The sequence below is a fragment of the Brevundimonas sp. genome, assembly GCF_046295595.1.
Lineage (GTDB): Bacteria > Pseudomonadota > Alphaproteobacteria > Caulobacterales > Caulobacteraceae > Brevundimonas.
On the sequence record NZ_JBKBMX010000019.1, the window covers coordinates 40912 to 61990 of the forward strand.

7 protein-coding genes are annotated in these 21079 nt (G+C 68.3%); 4 read left to right on the top strand and 3 right to left on the bottom strand.

Annotated elements, in window-relative coordinates; all coding sequences use genetic code 11:
* The first annotated feature begins 184 nt into the window (after window positions 1-184).
* Both ACK4JY_RS12335 and ACK4JY_RS12340 read left to right on the top strand, forming a co-directional pair.
* Entirely contained in the window at window positions 185-1216 is a 1032-nt protein-coding gene (locus tag ACK4JY_RS12335; protein ID WP_409606121.1) for a helix-turn-helix transcriptional regulator, read from the top strand.
* A 179-nt stretch (window positions 1217-1395) separates the two neighbouring features.
* Window positions 1396-7305 carry a hypothetical protein gene (locus tag ACK4JY_RS12340; RefSeq protein WP_409606123.1) on the top strand — a complete coding sequence of 1970 codons (5910 nt, stop codon included), beginning with the start codon at window positions 1396-1398 and terminating at the stop codon, window positions 7303-7305.
* Between the two features lie 122 nt (window positions 7306-7427).
* Here ACK4JY_RS12340 and ACK4JY_RS12345 read toward each other — a convergent pair whose 3' ends face one another.
* Both ACK4JY_RS12345 and ACK4JY_RS12350 read right to left on the bottom strand, forming a co-directional pair.
* Complete coding sequence (locus tag ACK4JY_RS12345) at window positions 7428-9887, bottom strand: EAL domain-containing protein (RefSeq protein WP_409606125.1); 2460 nt, start codon at window positions 9885-9887, stop codon at window positions 7428-7430.
* Window positions 9884-11656, bottom strand: coding sequence for a FecR domain-containing protein (locus ACK4JY_RS12350; RefSeq protein WP_409606127.1), 1773 nt, complete (start codon window positions 11654-11656; stop codon window positions 9884-9886). Before ACK4JY_RS12350 ends, ACK4JY_RS12345 begins: the two co-directional genes overlap by 4 nt.
* 287 nt (window positions 11657-11943) lie before the next feature.
* Here ACK4JY_RS12350 and ACK4JY_RS12355 point away from each other — a divergent pair, with 287 nt between their 5' ends.
* A complete protein-coding gene (locus ACK4JY_RS12355) occupies window positions 11944-13395 on the top strand; it encodes a ShlB/FhaC/HecB family hemolysin secretion/activation protein (protein ID WP_409606129.1) in 1452 nt (483 codons plus the stop codon).
* A gap of 125 nt (window positions 13396-13520) precedes the next feature.
* On the opposite strand, the gene ACK4JY_RS12360 is transcribed toward ACK4JY_RS12355, so the two are convergent.
* On the bottom strand, window positions 13521-14477 hold the full coding sequence (locus tag ACK4JY_RS12360) for a hypothetical protein (RefSeq protein ID WP_409606131.1): 957 nt from the start codon (window positions 14475-14477) through the stop codon (window positions 13521-13523).
* Between the two features lie 171 nt (window positions 14478-14648).
* Between ACK4JY_RS12360 and ACK4JY_RS12365 the strand changes: the two genes are divergently transcribed.
* On the top strand, window positions 14649-21079 hold a 6431-nt coding region (locus ACK4JY_RS12365; RefSeq protein WP_409606133.1), incomplete at its 3' end, for an autotransporter-associated beta strand repeat-containing protein.

The window sequence follows — 21079 nt, forward strand, 5'->3', positions numbered from 1 at the left end:
CGTTTGGCGTCACTCATCACGCGCCGGTCCTTTAAACACTGCTATCTCGTGTGAGTTGAAATAGCGCCGTTCGTGTACTTAGCTGTCGTGAGGCGTGTGGAGTGGCGTGGCGTTTATGGGTGGGGTTACACAAGAGGCTGTCGAGGGGGCGGCGGAGCTACTTCGTGCCGCGGGGCTCGGACAGGTGTCGTGGGAGACGGCGCTGGACGTTCTGGCGGGCGTCACCGGCTCGACCGGCGCCCAGTTGATCGGCCTGGGCTCCGAGGCCACGGTGCCCCTCAATGTGATGACTGGCGTGCCTGATGAAACCGGCGAGGCTTTCGTGGCTGTCGGCGGAGGTGATCCTGCAATCAACTCGCGCGTCCGGATCGGACTGCAGGCCGCCGAGCTGGAGGTGCTGGACGAGACGGCGTTCACCACCGCCGCGGACATGCGACTGAATCCCGACTACGCCGAGTGGATTCGCACGTGGGACATGCACCACGCCTGCCTGACCAATCTGGTCAAGGAGCCCGACAGGCACGCCGGATTGGCGCTTTTGCGCAGCGAGCGTCAAGGCAATGTCAACGACGATCAGAAACGTGTCTTCGCTTTCCTGGCGCGTCAGGCGCGCGCTGCGGTGCGCACCCAAATGGCGCTGGAGACTCAAGGCGCCCAGTTGCTGGCCGGGGCGATGGAAGCAGTACGGGCGACGGCCTACGTCTGTGACGGCTTCGGCCGGGTGCGCGGCATGACGGTCTCGGCCGAGGCCCTGCTGTCGGCGGGGGACGTGCTGCGTTTGCGCAGGGGGGTGCTGACGACCGCCTGCGAGGCAGATCGACGGGGTTTGGAGTTCGCCCTGGCAGAGGCCCTGGCCGGGGGCGCGCCGGCGTTCGCCGTGGCCGCCCGGCGGGTGAACACACATGAGCGGGTGTTCATTGAGGTCGCGCCACTGTCGTCGTCGAGCATGCCGGGTTTCGGTCCCCGGGCGCTGGTCGTCGTGCACGGGCCGGGGGTGGACGAGGCGCGGGTGGCGGCGGCGGCGGGGTCGCTCTACGGCCTCAGCGTCGGCGAGGCGGCGATCGCGGCCCAGCTCGTCTCGGGTCGTTCGCCGGCCGCCATAGCGCATCAGCGCAGGGTATCTCTGGGTACCGTACGGACCCAGGTGCGGCGCATCTACGAGAAGGTTGGAGTGGCCTCTCAACTGGAGCTGGCGGCGCTTCTTCCGCGGCTGTGACGGAAACACGCCCGGCGTACCGGAGAGCGCCGGCCCGGGGTCTCGGACTCGCCGTCGCCTGCCCGAGCCGCGCCAGGAAACCAAAGCCCCCGCAAATATACAATCCTGTAGACATCGTCGCCCGGACGTCTGGTTAAAGTCGGATCGGGCCGAGGGGGCCCGAAGTTCCGGGGAAATCTATGCTCGCCATCGTTCATCGCCGTTCGCGTTCGCTGCTGGCCCCTCGCGGGCTCGACCGCGCAGGCAAGGTTTCGGCCAGACTGCTGTGCGGCAGCGCCCTGGGCTGCAGCCTGATTGTCCTCGCCGCGCCGGGCATGGCGCGCGCCGACGACGAATGCGGCCCTAACAACGGCGCGCCGGTTACCTGCACCGCCAGCAACTACCCAAACGGGGTCGCCTATACGAACATCGGCCAGCCCCTGGACCTGATTCTGTCGCCGCAGACTCACATCGGCACGGGAGCTGACGGCCGGCACGGCCTCCATGTGACGGGCAATCTACCGGCGATCAGCATCGTCTCGGACGGCTCGATCACCACGACGGGCCTGACAGCCGCCGGCCTTAGGGTCGACGGTGGCGCGGGCGCGGTGATGATCGGCAGCAACCTCATCGACACCTCCGGAGACGGGTCGGCCGGACTCTTCGTGCGTACGGGCTCCGGGGCTGTGACGGTCGACTCCGCGTCGATCATCACCCGGGGCGGTCCAAGCGCTGACGGGAACGACTATGCCGAAGGGTTGGCAGTGTTCACTGACACCGGCGCCATAGACATCACCAGCGGGGCGGTGACCGTCGGCGGCCTCTATGTCAGCGGCATCGTCGGCGTGACGCGGGACGCCGATGTGACCGTCACCAGCGGATTGATCACCTCAACCTCCGACGGCTCCAGCAGCATGTATGTAGAGGCCGGGGAAGGCGGCGACATCTCCATCACCAGCGGAACGATCATCAGCCGCAACCAGGGGGTCGCGGCGCAGGGCACGGAGTCGATCTCGGTCGCCAGCGACGAGATTCTCATCAGCGACTCAGGGGACACCGGCCACCACGGCCTTCTGATCCAGTCCACGGGCGGCCCGGTCGTGATCGACAGCGGCGTGGTCGCGACGGCGGGCCCACGCGGCTTCGGAATTATTGGATACGGCGATACGGTCTCGATCGTCAGCGAGACCGTCACCACCACAGGGGCCGGATCGATCGGCGTCCGGGCGTCGGCGGCGGCCGGAGTGGAGATACTGTCAGGTTCGGTGACCACCACCGGCGACGTACTGGACGTCGGCGGCACGCTTTACTTCAGCCGCGGGATCGACGCTTCCAGCGGGGGCGACATCAACATAGTGAGCGGCGCGATCAGCACGGCCGGCGACGGTGCGGAGGGCATCTGGACCTTCAGCCAGACCGGCGCGATCACCATCGACAGCGGCTCCATCGTCACGGGGGGGAACGACGCCCACGGCATTCTGATCGACCCGGACGGCGATGTGCACTGGACCGACCACCGCGGGGCCGACCCGGCCAACGGCACGGGAGTCCTGTCGATCGTCAGCGGGACCATTGAGACAAGCGGGCTTGGCGCGCGCGGCGTGTTCGTGGATCACGTCGGTCCGATCTCAATCGACAGTGAAAGCGTGCACACCACCGGCGAGATGGGCTGGGGGATCTATGTCTACGGCGGCGACGGCGTGACCATCGACAGCGACTCGGTGATCGTCGAGGGCGACATCGCGCCCGGCATCGTGGTGCGGACCGATGCGGGCGACATCGCCATCGCCAGCAGGTATGCCCAGGCCAATGACGACGTCGGCGTCGCGGGTATCAGCAACAGCGGCGATATCAGCATCGTCAGCGAAACCGTTCTCACCACCCTCAGCGGGCCGATCGTTCGCACCGACTCCTTCACCCCCGACGGCATCTATGCTGCCAGCGGATCGGGGGCGGTCAGCATTGACAGCGGATCGGTCGAAGTTCGGGCCGACGACGCCTGGGGCGTTGTCGGCCTGTCCGGCTCCGGCCTCGTCTCCGTGACCAGCGACCAGATCGTCACCGCCGGCGAGCGGGGCTACGGCCTGTTCGCCCGCGGCGGCTCCGGCGTCGCGGTCGACAGCGGCTCCATCGCCACCGTCGGCGTCGAGGGCGTCGGCATTCGCGCCTTCAGCAACGGCGCGGGCGACGTCGCCATCGTTTCGGATTCCATCGCCACCGAAGGCGACGAGGCCGACGGCATCTGGGCCTTCAGCCAGACCGGCGCGATCTCGATCGCTAGCGGCTCGATCGTCACGGCCGGCGACGAGGCGGCCGGCATCTTCGTCGACCGCGACGCCGACAGCTCCTTCACCGGCCTTCGCGGCGCCCAGGCTGACAACGGCCTCGGCGCGCTCGACATCGTCAGTGGCTCGATCGTCACGGCCGGCGAGGGATCGGTCGGCATCCACGTCGACCATCTCGGCGCCATCTCGATCGCCAGCGAATCTATTGAAACCTCCGGCCTCGCTGGCGCCGGCCTGCTGGCCTACGGCGGCGCGCCGATCGCGATCGACAGCGGCTCGGTCGTCACCCTGGGCGATATGGCTCCCGGCGTAACCGCCTACAGCGACACCGGCGTCGTCGACATCTCGAGCGCCTTGATCGAGACGGCTGGCGCGGGCGCCTACGGCCTCGGGGCCTTCGGCCGTGACCGGGTGTCCATTGTCAGCGACAGCATCACCACCACCGGCGGCGGCGCCGGGGTCGGCGGGCGGACGTACCTCGCGCACGGCGTCTGGGCCGAAAGCCAGCTGGGCGATATCGCCATCGATAGCGGGTCGATCGCCGTCGCCGGCGACGGCTCCATCGGCATCAATGCGATGGCCGTCGACGGCTCGATCGCCATCATCTCGGACAGCGTGACGGCGACCGGCGACCTGCTGGTGAGCCAGGCGATCGGTTCGGGCGGCGAGACCGTGAACGTCAACAACTTCGCGAACGGCGTCTATGCGCGCAGCCTCGGGGGGGGCGACGTCTCGGTCGACAGCGGCGCGATTTCGGTCGCCGGCCGGCAGGCGTGGGGGCTCTACGCCCGGGCCTTCGGCGGAACGACCACGGTCATCAGCGACAGCATTGTCACCAGTGGCGACGGCGGTCGAGGCATCTACGCCGTAGGCCTCGGCGACGTGTCCGTGACCAGCGACTCGATCGTCACGACCGGCGGCTACGGAGTCTCCTCGGCCGCAGAAGGCGTCTACGCCTGGAGCCAGCAAGGAGCGCTGACGGTCGATGCCGGCTCGATCTCCACTGAGGGCGTCAATGCGTCCGGGATTTGGGCCCAGACGGGGCCGGGCGCCGTGACGATCTCGGTCGACGAAATCGCCACGGAAGGCCTGCGGGCTACGGGCGTGCGCACCGTGACCGGCGGCGGCGGCGGCGCCACAGTCGATGCAGGATCGGTGACGACCCGCGGCGACTACGCCGACGGGGTGTTTGTCTCCTCCGGCGACGGCGACGCCACGGTAACCGTCGCTTCGGTCGAAGCCTTCGGCGGCGGTTCAGCCGGCGTCCGGGTGGTGTCGAACGCAGGCGACGTCGTCATCGCCGTGGCGGAGGCGACGACCCATGGCGACACGCTGTTCGTCGACGAGGCCGATCCCGGCACCTTCGCGGAGGCTGTGACCGCCTACACCAACAGCGGCGATATCGCGATCACGGCCGGCCACACCACGGTCTCGGGCCTATACGCCAGCGGCGTCTCGGCCGTCAGCGAGTCCGGCTCGGTGTCGATCACAAGCCAACTGGTCGACTCCACAGCAGAAGGCGCGGCGGCCCTCGCGGCCTACGCGAATTTCGGCGGAACCATCAACATCCTGAGCGGCGACATCAACGCGACTTCGACCGGCGTGCAGGCGATCGGGGTCAGCGATATCGCCATCACCAGCGACACCATCTCGACGACCGGCGGCAACGGCGTCTACGCCCAGACCACGGACGGTTCGATCGCCGTGGACTCCGGCGCGATCACGACGGCCGGCGTCGGGGGGCGCGGCATGCGTCTGGACGCCGGTGGAACCATCGACGTCATCAGCAGCTCGATCACCACAAGCGGAGGCGCTGGCGCCACCGCATCGGGGGTGGTCCTCTACAGCCACGGCGTCCACGCCGTCGCCGCCGGCGACATCACCATCGACAGCGGCTCGATAACGACGAGCGGCGACGGCTCGGCGGGGATGATGCTGACGTCAAATGGCGGAGACATTTCTGTCATGAGCGACAGCATAGCCGTCACCGGCGCGGGGGCCACCGGGGTCTGGGCCACGTCCGCCGGTTCGGTCGACATCTTCACTGGCGACATCCTCGCGTCGGGCGTCGATGGCGTCGGCGTGCGGGTCAACGCCCAGGAGCTGACCCTCAATGTCACCGGCGACGTTGTCGCGGCCCAGGGGTACGGCGCCCACGTCACCTTGTCCGGTTCGGGCGAGATCAATCTCGCCTCGGGCGCCTCGCTGCAGGGCGGCGTCGCCGGGCTCTACCTATCCAGCCTGGAGTCCTCGACCATCAACATCCTCGGCGAGATCGTCGGCCTCGGCGGCGGCGCCGCCCTGGTGGTGGAAGGCGCGCCGGTCACCATCAACAACAACTCCAACACCATCGTCGGTTCGATTACCCTGACCGATGGCGCTGACACCTTCAACAACAACGGCACATGGCGCGCGGCGGGCGTCAGCGATTTCGGCGCCGGCGACGACGCCATCGTGAACAACGGCCTGTTCAGCGCAACCGATGGCGGCGACGTGGTCATCGGCGGTCTGGAATCGTTCCAGAACAACGCCCGGATCGACCTGCGCAACGGCCAGCTTGGCGACAGCCTCGATCTGGGCGGCGCGGCCTATGTCGGCGGCGCCGGCTCCAGCCTGCTGGTCGACGTCGACTTCGCTACGGGCGAGAGCGACAGCCTCGCGGTCGGTTCCGCCACGGGCTCGACCGGGATCGTCGTCAACAACGTCGCGACCCAACCGGGCTTCAGTTCGGGATTGAGCTTCATTCAGTCCGACACCCCGCTGACCGGGTCCGAGTTCGCCCTCGACCCCGCCGCCATCGAGGACGGCTTCATCGACTACGATCTGGAATTCGACGCGGCCACCAACAGCTATATCGTCAAGGCGCTCCCGAGCGGAGACTCCGTATCGATGCTGAGAGCGGGCGCCGCGGCCCACGACTACGCCGCCAAATCGGGCGAGGCGTGGAGCGGCCGCATGGAGGACTTCCGCGACAGCCAGTGGGCGGGGATCGGGCGGGCCGGCCGGAACGAAGCCTGGGGACAAATGCTCGTCGGGGAACGCGAGCTGGAGCAGGTTGGCACCTTTGACTTGCTCGGAGTTCCGACCGTCCGGGACATTTCGTCGAATGCGAGTTGGCGTGGATTCCAGATGGGCATGGACCACGCCTACGGCTCGGCACGAGGCTCGGCTATCGTGGGCGTCACGGCGGGCGTCATGGACTACGAGATGAAGTTCACCGCAGACCGCAACAGCTTCGACCTCACCGGCTTCAACATTGGAGCCTACGCAGCGTGGACCTTCGATGGCCTCGTGGTCTCCGGTCTGGCCAAATACGACCAGTTCGATGTCGACGCCAACCTGTTCGAACTTGACGCGCGGGGGGAGCTCGAAGGCTCCACCGTCGGGCTCCGGGGCGAGGCCGCCTATCGCTTCGGCGACGCGATCCTGTTCATGGAGCCGGTCGCGGGGGTCGAGTGGATGGAAGTCGATCTCGACCGTCTGTCCGCGGCGGGCGCCACCGCGGACTTCGACAAGGCCACCAGCCTGCGCGGGAAGATCGGCTTGCGTGCGGGCGGCCGCACCCGCTCCGGCGACTGGACGATGGCTCCCAGCATCGGCGTATTCGCCATTGAAGAGTTCGAGGGCGAAAACGGCATGCGCTTCGCTTTGGGCGCCACTGATTATCGGGTTCGGGACCAGCCCTACGAAACCCACGGGCGCGCCGACCTCGGTCTGTCGATCGACGGCCCCGGCGGGCTTCAGGCTTATAGCAAGGCGGAAATCGACTTCGGAGATGGCGCCGAAGGGGTCACCTGGAGGCTTGGCGCTCGCTGGAGCTGGTAGGCGGCCGAATGGCCGCGGGGAGCCACGTCCGACGAGCCACGAGCCAAAGCGTAGTCAAGGCAGGCGGGAAGTTGTGCGGGAACATGACCCGGTATTGGCCAGTCGCCGAAAGTGGGCCTCCTTCACCCTCGGGCTGACTGGTCGACAAACTTTTCGATGATCGCCTCGGCAGGAAGGGCCGTCGTCTGTCTCGCCCATTGGGAAGGCTGGTTTTCGATGCTGGTCGTGGAGTCCATGAACTCCGCGAGCTGAAGGATCGGCAACGGTTTCGAGAACCAGTATCCCTGGATGACATCACATCCGAGCAAGGCAAGGCAGGCTGTGAGCTCCTGGGTCTCAACCCCCTCGGCGACCACGGACATCCCAAGTCCGTGAGCGAGGTCGATGGTCGACTTCATAATCAAACGGTCACGCTGGCTTTTCAACAAGTCCAGCACCAGTGATCGATCAATCTTGAGCTCATCCGCATTCAGCATCTTGAGGTAGCCGAGCGATGAAAGCCCTGATCCATAGTCGTCGATGGAAATTTTTATGCCTGCCGCGCGGTAAGCAGCTATCGAGTCTATGGCCTTGGCCGGGTTCTGGATGACGGCCGTCTCCGTGATCTCGAAACATAGCTTCGCGTCGGTTCCGGCGACGGTCGCCAGCACCGTGGCTTTGAAGCCATCGTCCTGGAGCAGGCGTCCGGACACGTTGATCGCGATGGTCACATCATGGCCCCAGCCGCGCAAACGGATCTGGTCGGCTATCGCCCGATCCAGACTCCACTCCGTGAGGCCCCGGATGTGCCCCGTTTCCTCGGCGATCGGGATGAAGAGGTCGGGCGCGAGGAAACCGCGGACCGGGTGGCGCCATCGGCACAGGGCTTCCACCGAGGCGACGCCGCCGTCGGCCGTGGTCATCTTCGGCTGATAGTGCAGGGAAAGACCGCCCGAGCCCATCGCCCCGCGCATCTCGGTCATCAGCGCGAGGTTGTTCGCGGGCGAGCCGAACGTCGCCTCGTCATAGACGACCGCATGGTCGTCGGAGGCGCGGGCCAGATTCAATGCGGCGGTTGATCTCTCGACCAGCAACTCCGGAGAAATCGGCCCGTCCGCCTGGCGCGCCGCACCCACGCGTATGAATATGTCGATCGAGTTTCCGTCGACCTCGAAATTGGTTTCGAGTTCCTGCAGCCTTGACAGCAAAACCGCCAGCGAGGACTCGTCGAGATCCTCGCGCGCGAAGGCGAGGACGGATGTGGAGATATGCGCACAGCGGGCCTGGACCAGGCCGGACATGCGCTGTGCCAACTGGACGATCAGGGCGTTGGCGACGCCATAGCCGACGACCCCGCGCATGTCGGCATGCCGTTCCACACCGACCGTGATCACGGACAGACACGCCTGTGGACAGGCCTCCCATGCCTGGCTGATATCCTTGAGGAGCAAGCGCAGGTTGGGAAGTCCCGTTTCCGGCTGATGCGTCGCCAGATGAAGAAGGCCGGCTTCCCGTTCCGCCGCGATCGCGCGCTCCCGGCGGTCGAGTTCGACCCGGGTCGCCCAGACGGCCAGCAGGATCTGCGTGAGGACCAGGGGCGCGATCTGAAGGCTGATGGGGAAGAGAATCTGAAGGGCGATCGGCAGGAGAAACAGGACGGCCGCAACGGCGAGATGGCGATATACGAGCCAACGCAGAGGCGCCCCGCCCTCGCGAGTGGGCATGAGCAGAAGCACGAGCGCCCCGCACAGCCCCAGCAGGGCCAGGGGATGCAGCGTCCCCAAGGCACGGCCGCCGACCAGGCTCTCGTAGGCGAGTCCGTGAAGGTAGACGCCCGGAACCAGACCCGCGGGCGTGGCGAACTCGTCGCCCAGTTCAAGCGCCGTCGCCCCAACGAGGATCATCCGGCCAGCGACCAGAGATCTATCGAACCGGTCGTGCAGGACGTCGTCGAAGCTCAGATGCGGGATGCTCCGATGGTCAATGCCGTAGTCGATGTCGAACATGCCAGCGGTGGAGGCGCCGCCGGCCAACAGGGCTGCGAGCGAAGGTTGATTGGACGCGCCCGGCGACGCGTCGTAGCTGCGCACCTGTCCGTCGCTGTCTACAGGCACGTTCACGGAGGCCAGCATGGCGTCGCGGCGGATCATGGCGAGCGGCGTATTCTCGACCAGGGCCTGGCCCGCCGGGCCGTAGGATTCGGCCTGGACGAAATTTGCAAGGGCGACCTGGCCGGGGTGTCTCGAAATCGCGTCGGCAAGCGACTGATCCCCCACAGGATCTGATGCGGCGCTGAAGTCCACATCCATGGCCACCAGGATCGCACCCGCGCCGATGAGGTGTTCGATGGCTTCGGCGTAGCGAGTCCGATCCCAGGGCCAGCTATCGGCTGCGTGCAGGCTTCGGGAATCGATCTCCACGATCGTCAGCGTCTGGCTGGCGTCTGATGGCGCAAGCGTGAAGCGCACGCCTTTGAAGACATCTTCCACGGGGCGCAGCGCGTCCGTGAAGAGGGCGGCGGCGACGGCGGCCAGAAGCAGCGTGCTCCAGATCGCATTGCGCAGGCGAGGGCCGACGGGGCTATCCGGAAACCGAGGGATCAATCCGATTCCCCGCGGCCGTCCCGGCCACCTTCGCCGTCGCTTTCACGGCCGCCACCGCCATTGCGGTTGCCGTTTTCGGGGTTTCCGCCGCCGTTGCCAGGGTTGCCGCCGGCGTTCCCGCCGCCGTTGCCGTTTCCGGGGCTGCCGCCGGCATTCCCGCCGCCGTTGCCATTGCCGGGATTGCCGCCGCCGCTGCCGTTGCCGGGGTTGCCGCCGGCGTTGCCGTTTCCGGCGTTGCCGCCGGCATTCCCGCCGCCGTTGCCATTGTCGGGGTTGCCGCCGGCGTTCCCATTGCCAGCGTTGCCGCCACCGTTGCCGTTTCCGGCGTTGCCGCCGGCATTCCCGCCGCCGTTGCCATTGCCGGGGTTGCCGCCAGCGTTGCCGCCGCCGTTGCCGTTTTCGGGATTGCCGCCAGCGTTGCCGCCGCCGTTGCCGTTTCCGGGGTTGCCGCCAGCGTTGCCGCCGCCGTTGCCGTTTCCGGGGTTGCCGCCAGCGTTGCCGCCGCCGTTGCCGTTTCCGGGGTTGCCGCCGGCGTTCCCGCCGCCGTTGCCATTGCCGGGGTTGCCGCCGGCGTTCCCGCCGCCGTTGCCGTTTCCGGGGTTACCGCCGGCATTCCCGCCGCCGTTGCCATTGCCCGGATTGCCGCCGCCGTTGCCATTGCCGGGGTTGCCGCCAGCGTTGCCGCCGCCGTTGCCGTTTCCGGGGTTACCGCCGACATTCCCGCCGCCGTTGCCATTGCCCGGATTGCCGCCGCCGTTGCCATTGCCGGGGTTGCCGCCGGCGCTACCGCCGCCGTTGCCGTTTCCGGGGTTGGCGCCGGCATTCCCGCCGCCGTTGCCGTTTCCGGGATTGCCGCCGGCGTTGCCGCCGCCGTTGCCCGGGCTGCCTCCGGCGTTCCCGCCGCTGTTACCATTGCCGGGGTTGCCGCCGTCGTTGCCGGCTCCGGGGTTGCCGCGACCGGTGTTGCCGGCGTTACCGACAATCCCGGCGCTCGCGTTGCCGAGGTCGGAAAGGCCTGCGGCGATCTCGGTTCCGCCCTGCGTCGCGTTGCCCGGGACGGCGTCTCTTGCGCCGCCGCCGTTGCCGGGAGACCGCTCGCCGATGACGGCGGCGCCCGGGCGCTCGACCACGACAGTCTCCACCAGTCCACCCGAAACAGCGGTGTAGTCTATCGGAGCAAGGTTGACGGACGCGACCTCGAGGGTCACCGCCGCTGATGGAGCGGAAATCTCAAGGGCTCCGGGTTGGGCGCGCGAAACCTGGGCCGTCGCTCCGGCCGCCACGTCGCCGACGGAGTTCCCGCTGTTGGCTCGTACCTCCACCAGGCCTTCGGTCACGTGCACCTGGTCGCCCTGCGGCTCCACGCTGACGGTGAAGGTGGTGCCCTTGACCACGGCGGCGAGCAGGGGCGTGTCGACCCGGAAATGGGGCTGGCTGCGCCGATCCACCTGGAACAGGGCAGAGCCGAGGTCCTGCAGGATACGGGCGAAACCCCCGGACTCCGCCGCGAGGGTCGTGCGACTGTTGGGACTGACGACAATTCGCTGACCGCCGTTGGTGAGGATCGCGCGGCCATCGCCGCCAGTGGTGATGCTGGTTCCCACGGGCAGCACCTGACCTGCGACCCCGTGGGCCACGGGGCGCGCCGGCACGGCAACCCGTACGGCGCCGCGCACTTCTGTCAGCCGCCAATCAGCCGCGAAAGCGGCCGTCGGGCACAGAATGAATATAGATAGGAGCGCGATCAGAACTGATCGAAGGTTCACCATGTCTAGCCCTAGCCCAAATAACAACGTCGCAGTCTGGGGCCGGCATGCCTGCCAGTTCATTAAGTGGCGAGCTTAACGGCCAGTTCACCAAAATCAGGCCAAGTTGAGATGCGCATCTCTATGTACGGTATACGACATTGTACTTTCAAATATCAGACAATCTTAGCCACCGCGTCCGTCGTGCGCACTGGGTGTCGGCATTGGCTGCGAGTGTAGTTGGATACGTGGTCGCGCCAGCCATGGTCTGGGCCCAGTCGGCCCAATCGTCGTGCACCGGTGACTGTTTCGTGCTCACCGACGTGCAAATTCAGGGGGTAACGGCCTATCCGATGGCGGAACTCGCCGGCGCCTACGAGGGCAGCCTCGCCCAGAGCGTCGACGTCGAGGAACTGGTCGGGATCGCGGCCCGGATCACGGACAAATACCGGACCGACGGATATTTTCTCACGCGCGCCGGCGTCGCGCCGCACGACGGCCGCGACGGCTCGGCCACGGTGGTCGTGTATGAGGGTTACATAAGCGAGGTTGTGGTCACCGGGGACGGGGCCGAGGCCGTCCGGCCGCGGCTCCTCCCGCTCCAGCGACGCGGCCCGCTCGGGATCTATGAGCTCGACCGCGCCCTGGCGCTGGCGGCGGACACGCCCGGCGTGACGCTGACCAGCCGCATCGAGCCGGTGCTCGGAGATCCCGCGCAGCATCGTTTGGTGGTCGAGGCCGGGATGAAGCGGTTCACAGGGGGCGTCTATGTGGAGAATCGGGGGTCCGAGGCGCAGGGCCCGATCCAGGCCTATCTGACCAGCAGCGGCAATTCGCTCGTCCGACCCGGCGACCAGCTAACCCTGTCCACCTTGACGACGCCCGAGCGGATCGATGAGCTGACCTTCGCGGAGGTGGCCTATTCGACACCGGCGGGCGATGGCCGGCGGCTGCGCCTCGCGCTCTCCGGCTACACGACCGACGCGCCGCCGGCGACCACCAACGGCTGGCTCAGCGGACGGAGCTCGGCCGCCTCGGTCTACATGTCCCACCCTCTCGTCCGGTCGAAACGGCAGAGCTTGTGGATGAACACCGGCGTCGACGTTCGGCACGTCGAACAAACGTATTCGGAGACAGGCGCCGCCGGGGAAAACCTTACGGTCGCCCGTGTTTCCCTCTCGGGCCGGCGGACCATCGAGGGTGGTTACCTGTCCGGGACGTTGCAGGTGTCGCAGGGGCTCGACGCGCTCGGCGCGACCACGCGCGATGCGCCAAACCTCACGCGAAACGATGCCGACGGCATTTTCACCAAGGTCAACCTCGGCGTGTCGGCCTATCGCGATATCGGCCGCTACGCCGGGATCTATGGCCAGGTCGGCGCGCAATGGTCCGGCGACCCGCTGCTGAACTCGGAGGAGTTCTCTGTGGGGGGCTCCACCTTTGGACGGGCCTACAACTACGGAGAGGTCAGCGGGGACCGGGCCATCGCTGGAATGGCCGAACTGCGGTTCGGTTGGGACCCCGCGCCCCAATCCGTCCGCTTTCTCCAGATGTTTCTCTTTTACGACGCCGCTGCTGTGTCGAACTTTGGCGTCGGCGGATACCGGAGCGATGAACTGTCGTCAGCCGGGATGGGTGTGCGGCTTACCCTCGACGGCGACACGATGTTGAAGCTGGAACTGGCCAAGCCACTGGATCGGACGCCCTATACCGAGACCGACCGGAACTGGCGGACATTCCTTTCGCTGTCGAAGGAACTTTGAAAGCGGTCGGCCCGAACAGCGGAACTTTCCGGCAGCAGGCCGACCTGCCGAATGTCGTGTGTCTGACGCTTGGTGAACGACCACTCTAGGCGCATCTACGACGCCGCCTATCGGGTCTAAGCGACTCAAAACGTTAGCCGGGAAGCTCCACGTTCGGCGAGGGCGAAGTCGCCCGGAACAACCGACCTGGACATCTGGCTGATCGCGAGGGCGTGGGTCAGGTCATGGTTGGACATGCCCTCGGCGATGAACTGGTCGAGGCTGGCCAGCAAGGTCGGGGCCAGGGTGATCTGTCGGCTGGCGACGTCAAGGTCGACGAGGCCGTGCGCCTCGGCGTCGGCGAGAAGCTGGCGCACATGGGTGCGCGACACCCCCCGACGCTCACCGAGACCGGCCAGCGATAGCGGGATGGTGGCCGATCCCTCAAGGAGCGACGCCTGCACCAGCTCCATCACAACCAGAATGCCCGCTTCGCGCGAGAAGAAGAGCATGATGCCCGGGTTGCGCATCAACACATGCGCCGACTCCTCCAGAAATCCGGTGGCGACCCTGCGCTGGGTCTGCTGGAAGACCACGTCGCGGTTCAGGGGGAGCCGGTAGTCGGCCTCGCCGAACAGGCAGGCCAGCGGACGATAGTGCGCGATCAGCCAGTCCTGGTCGTGCTCCAGCGTTCGGGCTGTCGGCCGCAGCAGACGGACCCGGCCGTCGACGGGCGACGGGGCGCTCTCGATGAAGCCCGTCTGAATCAGGCGGCCGACGATCTGGTCGATCCGCCGCGAACTGGCCAGGCCGAAGGTGGCCAGCGCCGCTTTGAGACGGCCGACCGTGGGCCAGGTGGACCGATCCTCGACACGATAGTTGGCGTCCAGACAGATGACGACAAAGAACAGCACCATCCGCGCGGCCACCACCAGCAGCTTGTTGATGGCCGGATCGTGCCCGTACAGCGCCAGCACGTCGCGGATGTAGGTCGCGCGGGCGAGCGGAAAATCCGGGTGGGCGAGGATCGAGGCGGCGCTTCGATAGGGGACGTCAAACCTGGGGTGGCGCGCCTTGGCGTCCAGGCCGTTGCTCGCTTCCACGCGGGACTACTCCCCCGAACAGTTTCCAGTACGCGCGCCCTGCGCCCGATGTCGAAGGCGAACTTATACGCAAACAGTTTCAGCGCGTCCCTCGGGAAAGTGAGGTAGCGGGTTCCGGGAAAGAGCTTTTTCAGGGTGGGGCGCGTCGTGCGGAAGTCGGTTTTTCATCCCGTGGGACGCACGCGTCGCCAAGGCGAGCGAGTTGGTGCGGGGCGCGGGACCCTTCTGACGACGACGGCCCTGTCGGCGGCGACGGCGCTGATGGTCATCGCGGCGCCAAACGTGGCGGCGGCCCAGTGGGTGATCGAGCCTGATTTCGGCGACCACATGATCGTCGATGGCGCCGGCGTGGGCGTGGGCGCGCCTCCCTCCACCCAGGCGAACTTCAGCGCCGCCTCCCTATATATCGGAGCGAACGCGACCGGATTCCTGACCATTCGAAACGGTGGCGTGGTTCGGGTCTCCAACTCCTACATGGGCTACTTCAATACGACGTCCCTTGGCGAGGCTGTCGTAACGGGTGCGGGCAGCCTGTGGGGCATCAACCAGGACTTGATTGTCGGTGGTAACGGAAGCGCCGCCGTGACCGTCGCGGATGGCGGGCTGGTGACCCTGCGGCGCGCAGAAATCGCCGGGGGCGGCGACAGCGACGTTCTCGTGTCCGGCGTGGGCAGCGCCCTGAGGGCCAGGGAATTCGTCACGATCGGAGGAAGCGGGGCTGCTACCCTCACCATCACGGGGGGAGGCGCGGTCTCGAACACAATAGGTTGGCTCGGCAGCAGCAGTGGCTCCACCGGCGAGGTCACGGTCACCGGCGCGGGCAGCACGTGGACCAACAGCAGCGGATTGGCTGTCGGTATTTCCGGCGCAGGCGTTCTGACCATAGCCGACGGCGGGGCGGTGAGCGCCAACGGGGTGTCCGTCGCGAGTTACAGCGCCTCGACCGGCGTGCTCAATTTCGGCGCCGCGGCGGGTGATGCGGCGGTGGCTGCGGGGACGCTGACCACTCCGACGATCACCTTCGGTAGCGGCGCCGCCTCCGTCGTCTTCAACCACACGGATGACGATTTCTCGCTCGCGTCCAATATCACCGGGGCCGGGATAATCCGTCTGCTGTCGGGCCACACCACGCTGACGGGCGCGAGCAGCTATACCGGCTCCACCCGGCTGGAGGGCGGCACGCTGACGCTGGGTTCGAGCGGCGCCCTGGGCGGCTCGACCCTGACCACGACGGGCTCGGTGGTGGACTATGCCGACGGCGTCACCATCGCCAACCCGATCGTCATCGATTCCAACACAACGCAGTTCCAGGTCCTGACCGGCTCCGCGACCCAGTCGGGCGTGATTTCCGAGCTGAATGGTCCCCGTCCGTTCGAGAAGATCGGCGCCGGCGAGCTGGTTCTGACGGCGGACAACAGCTGGACCGGCAAGACCACGGTCACGGCCGGAACGCTCACCTTCGACCGCGGCTCGGTCAGCCTGGCCGCGGACCTGGCCGTGGGCGAAGGCGGCGGCGACGACGGCGCCCTGATCATCCGCAACGGCGGCGCCGTGTCCAACACCTACAGCCACGTTGGCTACGACGACGGCTCGGTGGGCGAGGTCACGGTCACCGGCGGAGGCAGCACATGGACCAATAGCGACAACCTGTATGTCGGGGTGTTCGGAACCGGCGCACTGACCGTCGCGGACGCCGGCGCGGTGTTGAGCCTCAACGGGTTTATTGGCGGCGAGCCCGGCGCCATCGGCGAGGTGACGATCACCGGCGCGGGCAGCCGCTGGACCAACAGCAACGAACTGCACGTCGGCCACTACGGGAGCGGCGCGCTGACCATCGCGGACGGCGGCCGGGTGTCCAACACCGTCGGCTACATCGGCGAATATGCCGGCTCCACAGGCCAGGTGACGGTCACCGGCGCGGGCAGCGAATGGAGCAACAACGACCAACTGCTTGTCGGCCGTTACGGCGACGGCGCGCTGACGATCGCGGACGGCGGCGCGGTGTACAACGCATCCGGCCTTATTGGCTACGTCGCTGACTCAACGGGCGCGGTCACGGTCACCGACGCCGACAGCCTCTGGAGCAGCAACGGCTCGATGTCTGTCGGCTACTACGGCGATGGCGCGCTGACGGTCGCGAACGGCGGCGGGGTGTCCAGCGAGCATGGATTGATCGGCGACTATCTCGGCGCCACGGGCGACGCCACGGTCACCGGCGCCGGCAGCCTCTGGACCACAGGCGACCTGTTCGTTGGCTACGAAGGGATCGGGTCGCTGACCGTCGCGGATGGCGGCGCGATGTCCAACGTCGACGGCTACATCGCCGCCGCCGCGGGCTCCACGGGCGAGGTCACGGTCACCGGCGCGGACAGCGTCTGGACCAACAGCGACGAATTGTTTGTCGGCTTTGAAGGCGGCGGGACGCTGACCGTCGCCGACGGCGGGACGGTCCGCGCGGCCAGCGTCTCCCTCGGGTCGCAAGCCGGCGGCGTGGGCACGCTCAACATCGGCGCGGCGGCGGGGGATGCGGCGGTCGCGGCCGGGTCTGTGGATGCGCCGACGATCGATTTCGGAGACGGAGACGGTTCGATCGTCTTCAATCACACCAGCGACGACTTCGAGCTTGGGGCGGACATCTCGGGCGCCGGTACGCTCAGGGTTCTGGCGGGACGGACCCTGTTGTCGGGGGACAGCACCTACACCGGCCCCACCCTGCTGGAGGGCGGGACGCTCTCGCTGGGCTCCGACACGGCCTTGGGCGGGTCGACCCTGACCACGTTCGGCTCGGGGATCGTGGACTATGCCGACGGCGTGACCATCGCGAACGCGATCGTCATCGATTCCACCACGACGCAGTTCCAGGTCCTGTCCGGCTCGGCCACCCAATCGGGCGTGATCTCCGAGCTGAACGGCCCCCGTCCGTTCGAGAAGATCGGCGCGGGCGAACTGGTGCTGACCGCGGACAACAGCTGGACCGGCCACACCACGGTGCGCGACGGGACCCTGACCTTTGACGGCGGCACGGCGACGCTGGCCTCCGGTTCCAGCACGGTCGTCGGCGAACTCGCCGGCGAAGACGCCGCCCTGGTGATCCGCGACGGCGCCTCGGTGTCCGGAGGGGCCGGCTATCTCGGCCTCGCCGCCGGCGCGGCGGGCGAAGCCACGGTCACGGGGGCGGGCAGCCTCTGGATCAACAGCGGCGACCTCGACGTGGGCGGCGCCGGCGACGGGACCCTGACCGTCGCGGATGGCGCCGTGGTTTCCAGTCGCGACACCTTCATCGCCTACGCCGCCGGATCGACCGGGACGGTGACGGTCACGGGTGTCGGATCGACCCTGACCAACAGCGACGGGCTCACGGTCGGCGCCGGCGGCGACGGCGTCCTGACCATCGCCGACGGCGCGACGGTCTCCAATGGCCAGGCCGCGATCGGCAGCGATGTCGACTCGGTCGGCCGGGTCGTCGTCACCGGCGTCGACAGCGTCTGGACCAGCACCGCGCCGACCTATGTTGGCTGGGAGGGCGATGGCGGGCTGGCGATCGAGGCCGGCGGCGCGGTGTCCAGCGCGGGCGCCTTTGTCGGCGTCGACGCGGGGGCCGCCGGCGCCGTCTCGGTCACCGGACCGGGCAGTCGCTGGGCCGACAGCGTCGGAATCGTCATCGGCGCCGCCGGCGACGGCGTCCTGACCCTCGCCGACGGCGGGGCGGTCTCGAGCATCGACGGCGCCATCGGCCGCGATGCGGGCTCGACAGGGACGGTCGCCGTCACCGGGCCGGGCAGCGTCTGGACCAATGACTACACGATCCAGGTCGGCCAGTCCGGCGACGGATCGCTGTCGATCTCGGACGGCGCCCAGGTCGCCAGCCAGGACAGCTGGATCGGCGGCCAGACCGGTTCGACCGGAACCGTCTCCGTGACCGGCCCGGGCAGCGGCTGGCAGAACACCGGCGGCCTTGTCGTCGGCGGCGCCGGCGCCGGGGCCCTGACCCTCTCGGACGGAGCCGTGGCCGCCAACATGCTCGGCCTGGTCGGCTACGATGTCGGAGCCACCGGCGTGGTCTCCGTCACCGGGGCGGGAAGCCTGTGGCAGAACCAGTCGGCGCTTGTCGTCGGCGCCTATGGGAACGGAAACCTTACGGTCGCGGATGGCGGCCAGGTCACAGCTCTGAACGTCCAGCTGGGCTTCCTCGGCGGCGCGGCGGGCGCGGTCGCCGTCACCGGCGCGGGTTCGATCCTGGGCAGCAATGGTCCCATCACGGTCGGCGGTTTCGGCGACGGGGTCATGACGCTGTCGAACGAGGGCTTGGTGGGCTCTGACGGCGTGATCCTCGCGGACGGTGTCGGCGGAACCGGCGTGCTGAACATCGGCGCGGCGGCCGGCGCGGCGGCCGAGGCCGCCGGCGTGCTCGAGTCGGCCACCCTCGACTTCGGCGAGGGCGCCGGGACGCTGGTGTTCAACCATACGGCCCCGGCCAGCGGGGCGGGCCATGTGTTCGACGCCGACGTCGCCAGCGACGCGGCCGGCGATGCGCTGATCCGGCAGCTCGCCGGCTTCACCCGCCTGACCGGCGACAGCACCGGTTACCAGGGCGACCTCGCCGTGACCGGCGGCCGGCTCGCGGTGGACGGCGTGCTCGGATCGGGCGGCGTGGCCGCCAGCGTCGGCGGCGGCGGCGTCCTGACCGGCGCGGGCGTGCTGGACGGCGATGTGACCATCCTGTCGGGCGGCGTCCTCGCCGGGGCGAGCGGGCAGACCTTCACCGTCGGCGGCGATTTGACACTGCAGGACGGGGCCACGGTCAGTGCGACGCTGGGGTCGCCGGGCGGGGCGGACCTGTTCGCGGCGGGCGGCGACCTGACCCTCGACGGAACCCTGAACATCGTCGACCTCGGCGGCTTCGGCGCCGGGATCTACGGCCTGATCAGCTACGGCGGGTCGCTGACCGACCATGGTCTGACCGTCGGCGCCACGCCGGACGGCGTCGCCGCCGGCGACATCTTCGTCCAGACCGCTGTGGCCGGCAGGGTCAATCTGATCAGCACCGCCGGCGTCGACCTTGTGTTCTGGGACGGGGGCGACGCGGCCCGGTACGACAATGGCGCGATCAATGGCGGCTCGGGCGTGTGGAGCAGCCCGGCGCGACGCTGGACCGACGCCAGCGGCGCGGTCAACGGCGACATGCGGCCCATGCCGGGCTTCGCCGTGTTCATGGGAACGGCGGGAACGGTGACCGTGGACGGCGCCGGCATCGGCGTCTCGGGGATGCAATTCGCCGTGGATGGCTATGCGATCACCGGCGACGGGATCGCCCTGACCGCGGCCGAGACCATCCTGCGCGTCGGCGACGGCACGGCGGCCGGGGCCGGCATGAGCGCGACCGTCGCCGCCAGCCTGACCGGATCGGGCGGTCTGGTGAAGACCGATCTCGGCACGCTGGTACTGACCGGGACCAACTGCTATGCCGGCGGCACGGTGGTGCGGGGCGGGACCCTGATCGGTGATGCGGCCTCGATCCGGGGCGATCTGGTCAACGACGCCGTGACGATCTTCGACCAGGCGGCCAACGGGGTCTTCTCCGGCGCGATCTCCGGCGCCGGGTCGCTGATCAAGGACGGAGCCGGCGGCCTGACCCTGACCGGGAGCAACAGCTACACCGGCGGGCTCAAGGTGCGCGACGGGATCCTGACCGGCGATAGTCGCTCGATCGTCGGCGCGGTGGTCAACGACGCGACCCTGGTGTTCGACCAGGCCTTTGACGGCGTGTTCGCGGGCGCGATCTCTGGCGCCGGGGCTGTTGTGAAGGACGGCGCGGGCGCGCTCACCCTGTCACAGGCCAGCGACCGCGACTGGTCGATCGCCGACGGGACGCTGGACGTCGGCGCGGCGGCCTTCACCGGCGATGTGTCGATCGGAGCCCGCGGCGGGCTTCGCTTCGCCGCGACGGCCGATACGGTCTGGGGCGGCGTCCTGTCGGGCGCCGGGGCCTTCGCCGTCCCGGGCGCGGCGAGCCTGACCCTGACCGGGGACTCATCAGGCTTCCTCGGGAACACGATCGTGAGCGGCGGCGCCCTGCGGGTGGACGGGGCGCTGGGCGGCGACCTCGCCGTGGCCGGCGGATCGCTGGGCGGGACCGGGTCGGTGCTCGGAACCGTCAGCCTCGGCGCCGGCCGCCTGGTCGGCGTCCAGGGCCAGACCCTTACGCTGGAGTCGCTTGCCCTGGCCGCCGCGTCCGCCGTCGACGTGACCCTCGGGACGGCCTCGACGGACGCCCTGTTCGACGTCACCGGCGATGTCACCCTCGACGGAACCCTGACCATCACCGATCTGGGCGGCTTCGGCGCCGGGGTCTATCGGCTGTTCGACTATGGCGGCGGTCTGACCGACAACGGCCTCGAGATCGGCGCCACGCCGGACGGGGTCAGCGCGGAGGATCTGTTCGTCCAGACCGCGGTCAGCAATCAGCTGAACCTGGTCTCCACCTTCGAGGTGGACCTGCGCTTCTGGGACGGCGCGGCCGGTCAGAACGACGGCGTCCTGCAGGGTGGAGCGGGGACATGGAGCCTTTCGGGTCGCGGCTGGACCGGGGCGGACGGGGCGGT

Coding starts and splice junctions, on each gene's coding strand:
- ACK4JY_RS12340 (WP_409606123.1), top strand. CDS start 1,396: ATGCTCGCCATCGTTCATCGCCGTTCGCGTTCGCTGCTGGCCCCTCGC.
- ACK4JY_RS12350 (WP_409606127.1), bottom strand. CDS start 11,656: ATGGTGAACCTTCGATCAGTTCTGATCGCGCTCCTATCTATATTCATT.